The 15,287-nt window shown below is 49.1% G+C and carries 19 protein-coding genes; 15 read left to right on the top strand and 4 right to left on the bottom strand.

Annotated elements, in window-relative coordinates:
* The first annotated feature begins 135 nt into the window (after positions 1-135).
* The 10 genes from ffh to AC04MQ_RS15570 all read left to right on the top strand — a co-directional run bounded on the left by ffh (position 136) and on the right by AC04MQ_RS15570 (position 6,047).
* Positions 136-1,467, top strand: a complete 1,332-nt coding sequence (gene ffh, locus AC04MQ_RS15615; RefSeq protein WP_226988149.1) for a signal recognition particle protein — start codon at positions 136-138, stop codon at positions 1,465-1,467.
* A 68-nt stretch (positions 1,468-1,535) separates the two neighbouring features.
* Complete coding sequence (gene rpsP, locus AC04MQ_RS15610) at positions 1,536-1,784, top strand: 30S ribosomal protein S16 (protein ID WP_041577634.1); 249 nt, start codon at positions 1,536-1,538, stop codon at positions 1,782-1,784.
* A 64-nt stretch (positions 1,785-1,848) separates the two neighbouring features.
* Entirely contained in the window at positions 1,849-2,088 is a 240-nt protein-coding gene (locus AC04MQ_RS15605) for a KH domain-containing protein (protein WP_038446499.1), read from the top strand.
* Between the two features lie 110 nt (positions 2,089-2,198).
* A complete protein-coding gene (rimM, locus tag AC04MQ_RS15600; protein ID WP_015091208.1) occupies positions 2,199-2,717 on the top strand; it encodes a ribosome maturation factor RimM in 519 nt (172 codons plus the stop codon).
* Positions 2,710-3,537 (top strand): tRNA (guanosine(37)-N1)-methyltransferase TrmD, encoded by an 828-nt coding sequence (trmD, locus tag AC04MQ_RS15595; protein ID WP_015091207.1) that lies wholly within the window; start codon positions 2,710-2,712, stop codon positions 3,535-3,537. The genes rimM and trmD overlap by 8 nt, the downstream gene beginning before the upstream one ends.
* A complete protein-coding gene (locus AC04MQ_RS15590) occupies positions 3,530-4,114 on the top strand; it encodes an RNA methyltransferase (protein ID WP_015091206.1) in 585 nt (194 codons plus the stop codon). The genes trmD and AC04MQ_RS15590 overlap by 8 nt, the downstream gene beginning before the upstream one ends.
* Before the next feature lie 50 nt (positions 4,115-4,164).
* Complete coding sequence (gene rplS / locus AC04MQ_RS15585) at positions 4,165-4,536, top strand: 50S ribosomal protein L19 (protein WP_015091205.1); 372 nt, start codon at positions 4,165-4,167, stop codon at positions 4,534-4,536.
* Positions 4,537-4,706: 170 nt separating this feature from the next.
* Complete coding sequence (locus AC04MQ_RS15580) at positions 4,707-5,324, top strand: ribonuclease HII (RefSeq protein WP_015091204.1); 618 nt, start codon at positions 4,707-4,709, stop codon at positions 5,322-5,324.
* 40 nt (positions 5,325-5,364) lie between these two features.
* Complete coding sequence (locus AC04MQ_RS15575) at positions 5,365-5,676, top strand: YraN family protein (RefSeq protein ID WP_326929569.1); 312 nt, start codon at positions 5,365-5,367, stop codon at positions 5,674-5,676.
* A gap of 32 nt (positions 5,677-5,708) precedes the next feature.
* Positions 5,709-6,047 carry a hypothetical protein gene (locus AC04MQ_RS15570; RefSeq protein WP_475392514.1) on the top strand — a complete coding sequence of 113 codons (339 nt, stop codon included), beginning with the start codon at positions 5,709-5,711 and terminating at the stop codon, positions 6,045-6,047.
* Here the strand turns inward: AC04MQ_RS15570 and AC04MQ_RS15565 are convergent.
* Positions 6,044-8,452 (bottom strand): LPS-assembly protein LptD, encoded by a 2,409-nt coding sequence (locus AC04MQ_RS15565; RefSeq protein WP_475392513.1) that lies wholly within the window; start codon positions 8,450-8,452, stop codon positions 6,044-6,046. The genes AC04MQ_RS15570 and AC04MQ_RS15565 overlap by 4 nt on opposite strands.
* 124 nt (positions 8,453-8,576) lie before the next feature.
* On the opposite strand from AC04MQ_RS15565, the gene AC04MQ_RS15560 reads away from it, so the two are divergent.
* Positions 8,577-8,903 (top strand): STAS domain-containing protein, encoded by a 327-nt coding sequence (locus AC04MQ_RS15560; protein ID WP_475392512.1) that lies wholly within the window; start codon positions 8,577-8,579, stop codon positions 8,901-8,903.
* On the opposite strand, the gene AC04MQ_RS15555 is transcribed toward AC04MQ_RS15560, so the two are convergent.
* A complete protein-coding gene (locus AC04MQ_RS15555; RefSeq protein WP_475392511.1) occupies positions 8,900-10,033 on the bottom strand; it encodes a hypothetical protein in 1,134 nt (377 codons plus the stop codon). The genes AC04MQ_RS15560 and AC04MQ_RS15555 overlap by 4 nt on opposite strands.
* A 141-nt stretch (positions 10,034-10,174) precedes the next feature.
* Here AC04MQ_RS15555 and AC04MQ_RS15550 point away from each other — a divergent pair, with 141 nt between their 5' ends.
* Positions 10,175-10,765: a hypothetical protein gene (locus AC04MQ_RS15550; RefSeq protein ID WP_011164553.1), complete on the top strand. Its 591-nt coding sequence runs from the start codon at positions 10,175-10,177 to the stop codon at positions 10,763-10,765.
* A 34-nt stretch (positions 10,766-10,799) separates the two neighbouring features.
* Here the strand turns inward: AC04MQ_RS15550 and AC04MQ_RS15545 are convergent, their stop codons facing one another.
* Positions 10,800-12,008 carry a fused vitamin K epoxide reductase/thioredoxin gene (locus AC04MQ_RS15545; protein ID WP_011164552.1) on the bottom strand — a complete coding sequence of 403 codons (1,209 nt, stop codon included), beginning with the start codon at positions 12,006-12,008 and terminating at the stop codon, positions 10,800-10,802.
* 82 nt (positions 12,009-12,090) lie between these two features.
* Here AC04MQ_RS15545 and AC04MQ_RS15540 point away from each other — a divergent pair, with 82 nt between their 5' ends.
* Positions 12,091-13,716, top strand: coding sequence for a ChaN family lipoprotein (locus AC04MQ_RS15540; RefSeq protein WP_475392510.1), 1,626 nt, complete (start codon positions 12,091-12,093; stop codon positions 13,714-13,716).
* Positions 13,713-14,117, top strand: a complete 405-nt coding sequence (locus tag AC04MQ_RS15535) for a DUF4339 domain-containing protein (RefSeq protein WP_011164550.1) — start codon at positions 13,713-13,715, stop codon at positions 14,115-14,117. Before AC04MQ_RS15540 ends, AC04MQ_RS15535 begins: the two co-directional genes overlap by 4 nt.
* On the opposite strand, the gene AC04MQ_RS15530 is transcribed toward AC04MQ_RS15535, so the two are convergent.
* Positions 14,110-14,382, bottom strand: coding sequence for an HU family DNA-binding protein (locus tag AC04MQ_RS15530; RefSeq protein WP_011164549.1), 273 nt, complete (start codon positions 14,380-14,382; stop codon positions 14,110-14,112). The two genes, AC04MQ_RS15535 and AC04MQ_RS15530, sit on opposite strands and share 8 nt — an antisense overlap.
* 171 nt (positions 14,383-14,553) lie before the next feature.
* Here AC04MQ_RS15530 and AC04MQ_RS15525 point away from each other — a divergent pair, with 171 nt between their 5' ends.
* A complete protein-coding gene (locus tag AC04MQ_RS15525; protein ID WP_475392509.1) occupies positions 14,554-15,267 on the top strand; it encodes a hypothetical protein in 714 nt (237 codons plus the stop codon).
* Positions 15,268-15,287 lie beyond the last annotated feature (20 nt).

The raw sequence follows: 15,287 nt of genomic DNA, 5'->3' as shown, positions 1-15,287 counted from the left end.
TTGACGCTCCGCCGGAGTATATTATTCCAAAAGTGAAGTGAGCCTTGGAACCGCTCTCGGGGCGCGCTGCGTTAGGGGTGGTTCTTTGTCATTCCGTCAGAGTTGTTATAAAGAATGATCCTTCAGGAGTTTCACATGTTTGAGAATCTATCAGATAAAATCATGACAAGCCTTAAAAAGGTCCGCGGTCAGCATAAGATCAGCGAAGCCAATATTGAGGAAGTCATCAAGGAAATCCGTCTGAGTCTTCTTGAAGCTGACGTGAACTTCAAAGTGGTGAAAACCTTTATCGATAAGGTGAAGGAAAAAGCCCTGGGTCAGGATGTCCTGACCAACGTCAATCCCGGCCAGATGTTCGTAAAAATCGTCCATGACGAACTGGTGAACGTTCTTGGCGGCGGCGCGGTTGATATCAACGTTCGTGAAAACCCAAGCGTGATCTTTTTGGTGGGGTTGCAGGGGGCGGGTAAAACCACGTCGGCTGCGAAATTGTCTCTTTATATCCGCCAGAAACTGAATAAAAAACCGGGTTTGGTTCCAGCCGATATCTATCGTCCGGCCGCGATCGACCAGTTGCAGGTTCTGGGTAAGCAGAACAACATCCCGACATTCCCAACCCAAGTGGGCATGAAGCCGGAAGAAATTCTGGAAAAAGCCAAACAATGGGCTCGCGACAACATGGTCGAAGTGGTCATTGTCGATACGGCGGGACGCCTGCAGATCGATGAAGATCTGATGGGTGAACTGGGTCGTTTGAAAGAAATCTGGACGCCACAGGAGATTCTGTTGGTGGCCGATGCGATGCTGGGTCAGCAGTCCGTGAACGTGGCTGAAGGCTTCCACAAACGCCTGAATCTGACAGGTCTGGTTCTGACCAAGGTGGACGGGGATGCGCGCGGTGGTGCGGCCTTGTCGATCCGTGAAGTGACCGGGATCCCAATTAAATTCCTGGGTATTGGTGAAAAAGTCACGGCGTTGGAAGTCTTCCACCCGGACCGTCTGGCCGGCCGTATCCTGGATATGGGCGACGTCCTGTCTCTGGTTGAGAAAGCCCAGGAAGTCATTGATGAAAAGTCTGCGCGTGATTCCGCGAAGAAACTCATGAAGAATGAGTTCACTTTGGAGGATTTCCTGACTCAGATCCAGCAGCTCAAGAAGATGGGCGGCTTTGAAAGTATTTTGAAATTTTTACCGGGCATGGGTGAGCTCAGCAAGCAGCTGAAAAATATGACCCCTCCGGATGCAGAAATGAAAAAGATTGAAGCGATCATTCGCTCCATGACCTATCAGGAACGTCATAACCATAAGATTTTAAACGCTTCGCGTCGTCAAAGGATCGCGAAGGGGAGCGGAACTCAAGTTCAGGACGTGAACAAGCTTATAAAGCAGTTTGAGGATGCAAAAAAGATGATGGGCGGTATGATGAAAATGGGTATGGGCCGGGGCGGAATGAAGTTTCCATTTTAGGGCTTGATATTTAACCACGATCCAAGTACAAACTTGGACTTACTGTTTTTGATACATGAGGTTTAGAAATGGCAGTTGTAATTCGTTTGGCTCGTATGGGCGCTAAGCATGAACCTAAATACCGCGTTACTGTAGCGGATTCCCGTCGTTATGTGACTGGTAAATTCCTTGATATTCTTGGAACTTACATTCCATCTCCAAAAGGTAACGACAAAAAGATTGAGCTTGATCTGGCTAAAGTTGAAGAGTGGATCAAAAAAGGTGCACAACCTTCAGAGCGCGTAAAACACGTGATCAAATTGGCTCAAGCTAAATAAGTTGTTGGCTTCCTACTTGGTTTTGCTAAACTAGATCAGGTAGGTACTATCTGTGGGGGTAAATATGGATAGCTTGAAAGACCTCGTTGAGTTCATGGCGAAGTCCCTTGTGGACAAACCTGAAAATGTCGAAGTTGATGAAATCCCTGGTCAGCAAACCACACTTCTTGCTTTGAAGGTCGATAAAGAAGACCTTGGTAAAGTAATTGGTAAGCAAGGTAAAACCGCTGCTGCGATGAGAACTATCATCCGCGCTGCGGGTACTAAGCTTAACAAACGTTATCACCTGGATATCGTTGAATAGTTTGGTTTAAGTAAATTTAGAGTTAATTCTCATGGAAGGGGTTACCAAATAGGTGACCCCTTTCTTATTTGTGCTGGCGGACTTAAGTGCCGTCTCACTGGAGTCGTAAATTGAAATTGGTAGGAAAAATTCGCGAAGCTCACGGCCTTAAAGGAGACCTTTATGTTTTGGTCTTCTCTGGTGAAATTGCCTGGGCAAAACGCATGAAAACCTTTGGCCTTAAAGCCAAAGACTCAGATGAAATCAAAACTTTCACTGTTGAGCGCACCAAGCCTTTCAAAAAAGGTCTGATCGTAAAAGCTGCTGAAGTGGCTGATCGCACCGCTGCTGAAGGTCTGGAGCACATGGAATTCTTCATCGAGGAAGACCTGATGGTGTCCAAGCCGGGTGAAACCATCTTCCTGTCTGAGATTAAAAACTTCAAGTTGAAGAATCCAGAACAAACCGTATTGGGCGAAATCGTTGGTTTTTCCTCTAACGGTGTTCAGGATTTGCTGGTGGTTGAAACTGTTGACGGTAAAACAGCGGAAGTTCCGTTCGTTGATGCTTTCATCAAAAAAATCGACTTCAAACATCAGGCTGTCGTGATGGATTTGCCTGAAGGGCTTTTCGATATCGAAAATGCTTAAAATCGATGTGATCACTCTTTTCCCTGAGATGATCCAGGGCGCGGTGTCTCACGGCGTCCTGGGGCAGGCATTAAAGGGTGATCTTTTGTCGGTGCAGGCGCACACTCCGCGCGAATTTGCCACCGATAAACACCGCACGGTCGACGATCGTCCCTTTGGCGGTGGTGACGGCATGATCATGCTGTCCGAGACTCTCGAAAAATCCCTTCAAAAAGTGCAACATAAGAATTCCAAGATCATCTATCTGTCGCCGCAAGGCTCGGTGCTCACGGATGACAAGGCCCGTGAATTATCCCAGGCAGAACATCTGGTTTTGGTCTGTGGCCGTTATGGCGGGATCGATCAGCGAATCATCAACAGCTATGTGGATGAAGAAATCTCTGTAGGGGATTATGTGCTTTCCGGCGGCGAGCTGGGGGCGCTGGTGGTGATCGATGCACTTTCGCGTTTCATTCCCGGTGTGCTGGGGCATGTGGATTCAGCGGACAAGGACAGTTTTTCAGAAGGTCTTCTGGAGCATCCCAATTTCACTCGTCCTCGCCAGTATTTAGGGCAGGATGTTCCCGAAGTTCTTTTGGGTGGCAATCACAAGTTGATCGCCGACTGGAAAGAGAAAGTTTCGGCGTTGGTGACCTTAAAGAAACGCCCGGATCTGTTCATCATCTATCTGGCGGAAGAGCGTGAAAAGTACCGCGCATTGAAAAAGAAAAAAACGGCAGAGCCCCTGAAGGAGCTCTTTAAGTTCTGGCAGCAACTATCCCCTCAGGATCGCGAAGTTTTGGGTCTTGAGGACCTGAATGAGGAAAGCTTCAATGGCTGAAGAAACACCTTACGTGCCCCGTCTGGCGATTGGGCTGGTCCACTATCCGGTGCGAGATCGCATGCAGAAAACAGTGGCCACCAACGTGACCAATTTTGATATTCATGACATCGCCCGCGCGGCGACCGTCTTCGGGGTGGAAAAATATTACATCATCCATCCCATGCAAGAGCAGCTGATGTTTGTGGATCGCGTGCTGGATCACTGGCGTACCGGCCAGGGCTCCAAGTTCAACCCCATGAGAAAGACCGCCCTGGGGAACGTAAAGGCCGTTGCGAGCGTCGAAAAGGCATTTGAGGACTGGAATGTCCCAGAGGCCTTGACGATCGCTACAACCGCCCGTACGGAGTGGGCGAAGCATAAGTACTCGTTTGCCGAGCTGCGTAATGAAATGCATGTGGCCAAAAAGCCAGTTTTTATGCTATTTGGAACAGGCTTCGGTTTGACGGAAGACCTCATCAGATCCTCGTCAGGGGTTCTGGAGAGCATTAGGGGTGCTCCCCCCAAAGATTATCGGCATCTTTCAGTAAGATCTGCCGTAAGTATCTGTCTTGACCGTGTCATGGGTCCATGGTAGACCCTTGTTTTACTTTTTGTGAAAATTGACTGCTATAAGGATTTTAAGCAATGGCTAAAGAAACAAACATCGTTCGTCGCGTTAGTGTTAAAGCTGCTAACAAAAATATCCAGTCCTTCAACTCTGGTGATACTGTTAACGTATTCGTTAAAGTAAAAGAGGGTGAGAAAGAGCGTGTTCAGCTTTACAAAGGTATCGTAACTAAGATCCAAGGATCTGGTGCAGCGAAGTCTTTCACAGTTCGTAAAATGTCCGCTGGTGTTGGCGTGGAAAGAACTTTCCCGTTCGCATCTCCAGCTTTGGATAAAGTTGAGATCGTAAACGTAGGTAAAGTACGTCGTTCTAAACTTTACTACCTTCGCGCTCTTAAAGGTAAAGCAGCTAAGATTGAATCTGAGCTGGTTTCCGCTAAAGCAGACTAGTTTTTTAAACTAAATACAGCTTTTATGCAAAGACCTGGGATTTTACGATTCCGGGTCTTTTGTTTTTTCTGACGTCTGTCAGGAACATTGTCGTCGACGCAGTCACATTCAGCGTGACCCGCGGGCCCGCTTATTTGTAGTATCGCAAGCCTTACATCGAGGCACTCTGCATGGCTAAAAAAGAAAAAGTCGAATTCCCGAAAATTGAATGGCGTGATTTTTCGCCCACTCCGATCATTGGCGTGGATGAAGTGGGTCGTGGCTGTTTAGCGGGTCCCGTTTATGCGGCGGCGGTGATTTTCAAGTCCGATGCTTTGAATGACCTTGTGACTGACTCCAAGCTTCTGTCCGAAAAACGCCGCGAAGAGCTGGCGGATCTTATTTTAAAAGAACACATAGTTGGTATCGGTTCTGCTTCCGTTGAAGAAATCGACGAAATCAACATTCTTAATGCTTCACTGCTTGCGATGAAACGTGCGGTGGAAAAATTAGGAGTGAAGAGCGGTCACGTTCTGGTGGACGGCAACAAAAAGATTCCGAATCTAAAAGGCTTCGAACAAAGCACCATTGTAAAAGGTGACTTGCGAGTGGCTCCGATTTCGGCGGCCTCCATTGTTGCGAAAGTGACCCGTGATCGTCTGATGAAAGATCTGGGAGTGAAGTACCCGCACTATGGATTCGAAATTCACAAAGGCTACTCCACGCCGGTTCACAAACAAAGCATCGTCGACCACGGGCCGTGCATCGCTCACCGCAGATCCTTCGCGGGCGTCAAAGAATACGTGTAATAATTCTGAGCGCTCAGTCTATTGGGCGCATGAACGGGGACTGCAGTCCGAGTCTCTGGTTATCGAATACTATCAGCGTAAACTTTTTCACTTGCTGGGACAGCGAGTGAAAACCCCCTTTGCTGAAGTGGATTTGTTGTTCAAAACCTCCGGGCAGACGTTATTGATGGTGGAGGTTAAAACCACCAACCTGTCTGACTTTCAGCCCTTTCGAATCACTAAAAAGCAAAAAGCCCGTTTGGTGCGGGCAATGCTGTTTCTGGCGGCGCGCTGGGATGTGCTGGTCGAAATTCACTGGGCCTTTGTCACGAAAGACGGTGAGATCACGGTCTTTGAAGACATCAGTGATTGACTGAAAACCCCGCTTTCAGGGGACAATGTCTTATGAGAAAAATCCTGCCACTTTTGATTCTGGTTCTGCTTCAAACTCAATCCGTCCAGGCGCAAAGCCTGAAGCGCTTTCTGACCAGTTGTGCGTGGGGAACGTTGGGTGGGGCGGCAGTCGGTGTGGTCAGTCTGGCGGTGGAAGACAAACCCAGTCAAAGCTGGAACAACGTGGCCCGCGGGGCTTCATTGGGTTTGTATGCGGGAATCGCTTATGGGGCTTATTCCATGAACAAACAACCGGAACTGTCTCAGCAGCCGGATTTTGCCATCGCGCCGACTTTCGAAAAAGGTCAGATTGATGGAGCTGAAGTGTTCGCCACGGTTTTGAGTTTTTAGAATCCGTATGAATCCAAAGCTTCTGGTGGCAAGGCCGGTTTTGGATTTCCATCGAATGTGAATTCGAAATTCAATTTAAAGTTGGTATCCCCACCGGTCACCTGATCGTGAATGAAGGTGATCATCATACAATCGCCCGGCGGTTTGAATTGCGCAATGTACGCCCAGGATTTCACCTGATCGCGAGTCGTTGATTCCGCCCAGTTGGCGTCATATACAAACTTACCCATCAAGTTGATGAATCTGGAAGTGAAGCCCGCCGAGAACGTGTAATCTTCCTGGCGATCGCTGGTGTTCGCGGATTGCCCCGGAGTGACCTTGTATTGACGAGTCAGCTGCACCTGGAAGAACTGACCCATATCATTTAACAACCGCACACGCGAAGACGCGTTGGTCACGTTCTGATAAGGGAAATAGTTGAAGATGGAATAAGTCTGGAAACGATCCAGACGCACATCCAAAGTGGCGGTCAGATCTGACCAAGGTTCTTTCACGCCGACTTTGTTTTCCTGGGTGCCGTCATAAGACTGCGCAAGTTTCAGATAACCGACCTGGCGGTATTCAGGACGGTCACCAATCCAGCGTTTTTCCGTGATCTTGTTCGTCAAAGCCAGCGTCACCAGGTTTCGGTCATAGACGCGGTCATAATAGTCAAACTGCACGCCATAGTCGCTGGCGATGTCCAGATCCGTGATACTGTCACGGGCCGTGTACGGCGCATCTGAAATTGAACCAGTGCCGAAGAACGGATTGTCATCCTGGGACACCCACGGCAGGCGGGTGTAGATCACTTCCGGGATGATCTCGTGTTTATAGCGAGTGGCTTTTGAATTTACCGTGTCGCCATAGATGCGGCTCAAATTTGTGCGCGCGCCGATTTCGGTACGGATGTAGCGGCGGGACAGATACTGGTCTTCGTCGATGTTGAAGCCGTAGTGGGTTTCGCGATAGCTGACCGCCGGAATCACATCCAGACCGTCGCCGAATTTGATCGGGTAATAAAGGGCCGGCATGAAATCCAGACGCTGACCGGTGCGGATCTGATCCAGGCCTGGATTGTAGGACCCATCATACACGCGACGGCAGTTGGGGGTGTCTTCCCAGCGCGGGTCGTTGCACGTGTTGGTTGGGAAGCGGATTTTGTTCCCGTTGATGGTTTGTTCGGTCATGTCGTCATAGGCCTGACCGGCGCGGGTGAAATTCACATAGGTCAAATTCAATGAGTAAATGAAATTGGTCTCGCCAATATTTTCCTGGGTTTGCGAGAAGCGCAGTTCAGGAATGCGGTGAACGGCGTCTTCATTTCCTTCCTGTGGATTTCCGTGCAGCATGTTCACATAGTACGATGAATCGACACTGTAGTGCTGATCCAGAGTGTTTTTGGTGAAGGACATGCGGTTTTCCATCGCCGAGTCACCGTGATTCAGTGTCTCGGTCGGGAAGTCCTTGGGATATTGCAGATCGCTGGCCAGATTCAACTGGGCGCGGTGAACGATGCCATCCGGCATGTCATAGTAATGATCATAGCGCAGGAACCAGCGCTCTAAAGGGTCGCCTTTTTCGCTGGCCGGGCGGTATAAATTCAAACGGTCATCTTGTGCGAACGCCTGGTCAAAGATGGTTCCGAAATTCATCGTTCCGCTGGATGTATCATTCAGCATGTAGCGATATTCGACCAAACCCTTAAGGCCCCGCTTGGCGTAGTCTTTTACTTCAAACGTTGCATCGGTGCTGCGGGAAATCGCCCAGAAGTACGGTTGGGAGATCGCAAAGCCCCCCTTGTCAGAAACTTCAAAGGTCGGAGTCAGCAGGCCTGACTGACGGTCACTTTTAAGCGGGACAATCAGATATGGCATCCAGAAAACCGGCACATGGCCAAAGCGCAGAACGGCATTCTTGATATAAGCATAGCCGCCCAGTTCGGCGCGCACCGTGGTGCCTGAGAAACTCCAGGAAGCCGGGCAGTTGGTGCAGGCGGTGTAATCAGCAGAACTCACCACGAATTCGGATTCGCCGGTTTTTTGCAAAACGTCGCCCGAGAACATGATCGGACCGGATTGCACCGATCCATTATAGATCATGCCGGTGTTGTTTTCATAATCCAGGAACACCTGATCACCCACGATGGTGTTTTTGGCGTCCATGATTTCGACATTGCCGTACAGTTCCACCTGGCGGGAGCGCAGCGAGGTGATGGCTTTGTCGGCTTTGATGTGCTGGCCTTTGTAGACGATCTGGATGTTGCCTTCCAGCTCCACGACCTCTTTTTCAGTATCGCGGTACATGCTGTCGGCATTGATCAACATATCATGGATCTTCGCCATGGGTTCTGCACCCAGGGCAAAAGAAGATGACATCACTGTCACCAGTAAAAATGAAATCAAGACGATCCAGCTTCGAAGCACCAAAGTATTCTAGGGATGCTTTAGGGCCTTTGTCGAGGTGAAACTGGTCTCTTTTTGGACTCAAAATGTCATAGATTTTGGCCGTTAAGATAGAACACTTAACTTAGGTTGATGAGGTCTTAACATGGAAGTCAAACTCGTGCTCGATGGTGACATCACCGTTGTGTCTTTGAGCGGTCGCATTGAAATCGAAAAAGCTCAGTCCTTTAAAAAAGCCTGTCTGCAGAACTTCTCCGACCGTAAAGTCGTATTCTGCATGAAAAACCTGCACTTTGTGGGGTCTTCCGGGATTCAGTCTTTCTTTGGTATCTTGAATGATTTGAATGCGGGGAGCCGCATGAGTGTGAAGATCGCGGGTCTGACTCCGGACTTCCAGCGCCTTTTCTCATTCTCTGAGTGTGCCAGCCTGGAAGTGCATGAAAGTATCGAAGGGGCCCTGCAAAGCTTTTAAGCTGTGGGCCCGTCCTGTTTACGCAATTCATTAAGTTTCTGACTCAACTCAAGGTTTAAACGCTCTAAAGCAGCGGCTGCAACCTTGAGTTTTTCGTTTTCCTCATTCTTGGCAGTCCACATATACCTTAGACTTTCCAGTTGTTCCTGGGACTGATAGTGGTCTTTTTCAAGTCTTTGGATTTTTTCCTGATCTTCCACCACGCGAATCTGCAAATCAGCATGCTCGACACCCAGTTTTTGATTCTGGCGAGTCAGTTCGCTGATGCGTTCCTGCTGGCGCTGGATCTCCTGCTCATAGCGGTCTTTCAGTTCTTCTTTGCTGCGGCGAAGAGTCACCACTTCATTTTCCAAAGTGTCCTGGCGCTCCAAAGCGCTGTGCAGCTTTATGGACTTCACTTCAAGTTCTTCTTGAATCTGATGCAGTTGTGCCACTTCCTTGGTTAGACGCTCGATCTGTTCTTCATAGAAGTGAACCATTTCCTGAGCTTTTTTCTCGGAAGCTTCAACTTGATAGCGGGAATTCTTGGTCACCTCGATGATTTGATGACGCAGATCGCGCAGCTGGGCTTCTTTGTGGCTGGAGGCATTTTCCAGCTCCTGCAGGCGCAAATCCTGGGTGCGGGAGTACTCTTTCAGTTCCGAGATATAAGGCTTCACCTGGGTCTTGATGCGCTCATGATATTTTTCATGGCGCGCCAGTTCGGTGGCCATGTGTTGTGTTTTTTCGGTCAGTGCGCGCAGTTTTTCAGACTGGATTTCTTTTTCTCTTTCCAGTTGGTCGACTTTTTGTCTCCACAGATTGTCCTTTTCCTTCCAGACCAGAATTTGATCAGTCACAGAGGATTGGGACAGGCGGGCCTTGTTGGCTTCTTCGCTGAACTTCTGATTTTCAGTTTCCAAAAGGGACAAGCGGCGCAAAGTCACCTTCAGGCGGGCCATCAGGTCTTCATTTTGTGAAATCAGATTTTCAACAGTGGAGGACTTCAGGATCTCTTTTGGGAGATGGCTGAAATCATTCTGGCGGGGCAGTTCGTCAGGCAATGGGATCTTGCCCACCGGCTGGTTTTCCCGGGGTGAATCAAAGTCTAAATGTCCAAGTTTCGCGGTCTGGAAAGATTCGGTTTCCATAGCCCTCCTCCATGAAGTCTAGGTCGCCCTAGGTCCATGTTCTCAGGATGAGACATAATTAGTCAAACCAAGGTACTAAGACTGGACCTAGGTAGTAACAAAAGACCTTAATATCGCCACCAAACAGCCGAAAAGATACTCATGTCAGTACCTGCATTAAAAGACGCTGCCAATGGCGCGGATCCAAGCAAGAAGAGGGAAGATGGTGCCTTCTTCGATATGAATGTCGACAAGTCGGACTTGGGCCGGCCTGAGTCTTTGCGTTACAACATCCTGACTTGGGTTTTGGATGAGCGATACGATCGCGCCATCGAAGAGCTGAAAGACTTCCTGGAAAAGCCTTCCGAGTATCCGAACTTTCAGGATAAAGTCACTCGATACATCAATCATTCCATCGATTTGATCTATGCAATTAAAGCCAAAAGAAGCTTTCCGGGGATCAACTCCCTGACGCGTGCGAAACAGCAGGAGCTTCGCGAGAAATTCAAAGAACACTTCCGTGAACTTCAGTATGTTCTGAAGATTGTTGAGAAAGTTCAGGGCGATTTGCGCATTCAGGATGTTCGTTCCACCATCTATGTGGTGAAGGCTGCGTGGTTCGCCTCGCTGGCTGTGATCATTCTGGCGTTCTGGCTGGATATCGTCAATGGCCTGGCAAAAACCAGTGTGCTGGTGTTTGATGACGGCTTTGGAAAACTCGCCAATGTGCTGGCGGAGATGATCGGATTCTAAAAAGAAAACGGCCTCTTGGAGGCCGTTTTTCATCTTACTTTTTCAATGTTTTATAAGCAGCTTCAAGGACCGGGATCAGTTGGCCGCCGTCCAGCAGCTTGCCATTTACAAAGATCGCCGGAGTCCCGCGGATCTGTGCCACTTCGCCTTCTTTGGCGGTGTTGCGCACGATTTCAGGAATCTCAGTTCCCTTCACACAGGTTTTCAGTTCTTCCAGTTGGATGCCGGTTGCTTTTGCGATGGATTCAAGATTCTTATCCAGGTTCATCATGCGCGTGATTTCTTCCTGGTTGTCGAAGATATAATCGTGCGCCACCCAGCCTTTTTGGGCGATTTTTTCAGAGCACAATGTCGCAAATGCCAGACCGCAAGAGATGCCGTCTCCGCCGCCGCCTTTCATCGCCTCATTGCACGTGCCATCCAGAGGGAATGGTTTGTAAATCAAACGCACATCCGGGTGGTTTTTGGTGAAGCTGTGCAAAGGAGCGGCTGCGTGTTTACAGTGGCCACAGCGGAAGTCAGCAAACTCCACAATGGTCATCACGGGTTCGTCAGTTCCTTTTTGCATGCTCAGACCCTTTGTCAGGTCAAAGTTCTGCTGAGGAGCCACTTGCCAATAAGCCACTTTTTCTTTGGCCATTTTTTCCATGTCAGAAAGGCCATGACTTTCCAGATACATAATATTTGCAAGAAAAGCGAAGGCGGGAATCGCCAGCAGGAATCCGGCAACCCATCTTTCGGAGGTGAAGATGTCTTTGATGTCATTGCTGATGTTTTCAGCAGTCACGTCTTCGGCGCCCATCCATGTGAAGATGAAGCCAACCAGGGAAAGCACGTAAGCGCTGATGCAGAAGATACAAAGATTGCTCATCGCCGTGACCGAGATCAATCCCATCACCACGGAGGCCAGAACTGTCACGCCGGACAGCAACAAAGCGTAGCGGGACGTGCGATCCGGATCCTGCACCAAGTTGAAGCGGGTGACACCCAGGAAGTACACCAGCACCAGATTGGTCATAACACCCCAAAGTGCGATTGGTACTCCCAGCAATGCAGAGAATTTGCTGGCAGTCACAGCATCACAGTTCAGCACTTCGTTGATATTGCACATGGAGTCGCCCGCGGACAGGCCAAATTTGATGTCATAGTAGTGCAGGGTCAAATAGATGTGAACACCCACGCCGATCAGGGTGGCGATCATCGCGATAAGCAGGAACTTGGATTTGCTGACTGTGTTTTTCATGACCTCATTGAATCTTAGAATCGTGTTTGAAATCAATCGAAATTATGTAAAAATACTTTGGAATGCTCTCAAGGAAGACAGCTTGAACGACCTACAAAAATGGATACGTATTCGGAAAGACCTGTACTTGCAGATGGAAAAGCAGGTGCGGCATCGGTTAGGGCGGGACACTCCTGAGCTGATGCGCTATCAAAAGGTCTATGAAAAGGAGTTCGCCAAGAAATGGACGGCCTCCACCAAAGAAGCTCTCTGGGAACAGATGAGCCATTCTCAGGTCGTTATGGTCGGGGATTTTCACGCCCTTCACCAGTCGCAAAAAGCCCAGGCCCGCATCCTTCGTCATATTCCAAAGGACCGCAAAACCATCCTGGCAGTCGAGTTTCTTGAGGCTGCAGATCAGGAGAAAATCGACCGCTATATGTCCGGTAAGATGTCAGAGCGTGATTTTCTTAAGTCAGTGCAATGGCAGACCAAGTGGGGTTTTCCATGGGAGTACTATCGTCCTTTGTTGCGCTGGGCGCAAAAAAACAAAGTCGCTGTCCGCGGCATCAATCGCAGCTATAAAAAGCGCAATGCGACGACTTTAAAGTCGCGGGATGTCTTTGCTGGCAAAAAGATTGCTGAATTGGTGAAGGCCCATCCTGATCATTTGGTTTTCGTTATCTACGGGGATTTGCATTTGGCAGCAGAGCATATTCCCGCTGAGATCGTCCGCATTCTGGGGGCTCCATTTGCAAAACGCATCCTGCGCATCTTCCAGAACTCTGAAAAGATCTATTTCCAGTTGCTGAATCGGGAACTGGAAGCCAGCACGGATCTGGTGCGCCTGTCTCAGAACATTTTCTGCCTGATGAGTGTTCCGCCGTGGGTGAAGTGGCAAAACTATCTGATGTATCTGGAGCAGACTTACGATTTAGGTTTGCACGATGATGACGACGACGAGGATCTGCTGGATTATACGGATCACGTCGGCCGCTATGTGAAGATCATCTCCGAGGAGCTGGGATTGACTGTTTCAACCTCCAATCTGTCGGTGTACACGGCCCGGGACAGCTCTTTCTGGAGTCAGGTGCGCGAGCACTATGACCCCAAAAAATTGCGCTGGATTGAGCTGATGATTGCAGATGAGAATTCATTCTATTTACCAGAGATCGGCGCAGCCTATCTGGCGCGGGGAACCGTGAATCACGCGGCCTCGTTGGCGATGCACTTCGTGCATGCCCAGGTCAGTGGAGAGAAACAGATCCCCATGGATGTTCCGGCAGATTTTCTGCGTCTGATTTGGAAGCAGGCGGTGGCCTATTTTGGTTCCAAAATCATCAACCACAAGCGCAAGACCGACACCATTGCGGATATCAAGGCCAGTCTGGCCACGCGCGGGCCTTCGGATTTGGGGAAAGAGGCCTTGCAGCTGGCGCTCGCTCAGAAAATGCATGAATTGATGGTGATCACAGGTGTCCCTGGACATCGTCTGCAGGCGCGTCCGCGTAAAAAGTGGAGCTATGTTCTGGCAGCGTCTTTGTTGGGTGGGATGATGGGAGAGCGTTTGTTTGGCGGATATCAGAAAAAACTGATTAAGGCGGCCACTTTGGCGACCTTCCTGAAAAAGCCGTTGGGCAATCCGCATTTTGATGTGGTTTACTATGAAGCGTTGGAAGTGATCGAGTCCTTGCCGGCACCGTTCCTGAGTAAAAAGGAAAAGCTATGAAAAATGACCGTTGGTACTACAATAAAAATTTGAAGCCCCAGGGGCCCGTTGGTGTTGAGGAAATCCGTCAGCTCATACTAAAGGGTGATATCGGACCTCATGACCTGATTTCTTGTGATGCGGACGGCAGTTGGAAGTCCGCTTGGGAGTGGGGATTTGATCGCAGTCTGTTTCCGGCCACGCAAGGGTATGTGCAGGGGATGGATATCGCGGCAGATGATAAAGAGTGGGTGCTTTTGGTAGCTTCAGATGACGGCAAGGCCATGGTGCAAGAAGGGCCTTATTCTGTGCGCGAGATACAAGAATCTTTGCGCAGTCAGCGAGTCAGCGCTCAGAATTATATCTGGAAATCCGGAATGAGTGGTTGGTCGCGAATTTTGGATCGCCCAGAGTTTAGTTAAGGGCGTCTTTTAAGTCTTTGCCCGGTTTGAACTTGGGGATGTAGGCGCTGGGAATTTTGACCGTTTCGCCTGTTTTGGGATTGCGTCCCTGGCGGGCTTTGCGGGAGCTTCTGGAGAAAGTGCCAAAGCCAACCAGTTTGACCTCATCACCGTCTTTGAGAGCTTCCTGAATGGCTTCCAGAGTGGCGTCGAGAATCAGTTCGGATTGACTTTTGGTTGTCTTTGTTTTTTCTGCGACCAGTTCCACCAATTGGGCTTTATTCATAGCTTTTCAATCCTCATCCCGAAGGAACTTACCCTAATTTTCATGGTCGGGATGGTCAAGTTAAATGAAATTTTTCGGTCCAGGATGTATTGCAGAAAATAATGGCTGTTAAGTGTCATGCTTTTTATTTTCTTATCTATTGGGTACTATGGACTTTCGATCGGGGGTTTTATGGTATTCGTTCTTGCACTTTTGTTTCCGTTTTTCGGATTTGCGCAAACGTATTCTTCCGCAACTCTGTATGATTTGAAATCAAATCGCCAAAAAACTCTTTTTACTCTGAATGTGGATCTTGCCCCCCAGACCGATGGGTTGCAGACGCTAACGGAGTTCCGTGATACCGAGGGCAAGGTTGTTGTGAGTGAAAAGGGTCTGATCAAAGAAGCCGATGTGCTTTCTTATGAAATTGACCGCAAGCAAACGGGTGAAAAGGGCCGCTTCCAGGTTCGCGACGGCCGTATTTATTTTGAATACGAGGGCCCGGGTGGAAAAAAGAAAAGTGCGGATGAAAAGTTGAGCGGCTTTGTGTTGAGCACTCCTAATTTCAACGCCTTTGTTGAAAAAAGCTGGGATGCTCTGGCTTCTGGCAAACCTCTGGATGTTCGCTTCGCAGTTTGGGATCGCCTGGAAACGGTCGGTTTCACTTTGCAAAAGGTCGGCGAAAAAGACACGGCCACAGGAAAGTGGATGGAGCTTCGTATGAAGCCCACAAGTTTCATCATCGCTGCCATCGTCGATCCAATCCATCTTTGGTATTCCCAGGCGGACAAAAAGCTGCAGGTCATGAAGGGGCGTGTGGCGCCGAAAATTCAGAAGGATGGCAAGTGGAAGGATCTGGACGCTGAGATCGTCTATACCTACGACCAGAAGTCCGTCTCGAAATAAGACAGTCTCAATATTTATCG

The sequence above is a fragment of the Bdellovibrio sp. MYbb2 genome, assembly GCF_056175685.1.
The sequence above is the reverse complement of the archived record's forward strand: the minus strand, read 5'-3'. Positions and strand labels throughout refer to the sequence as shown.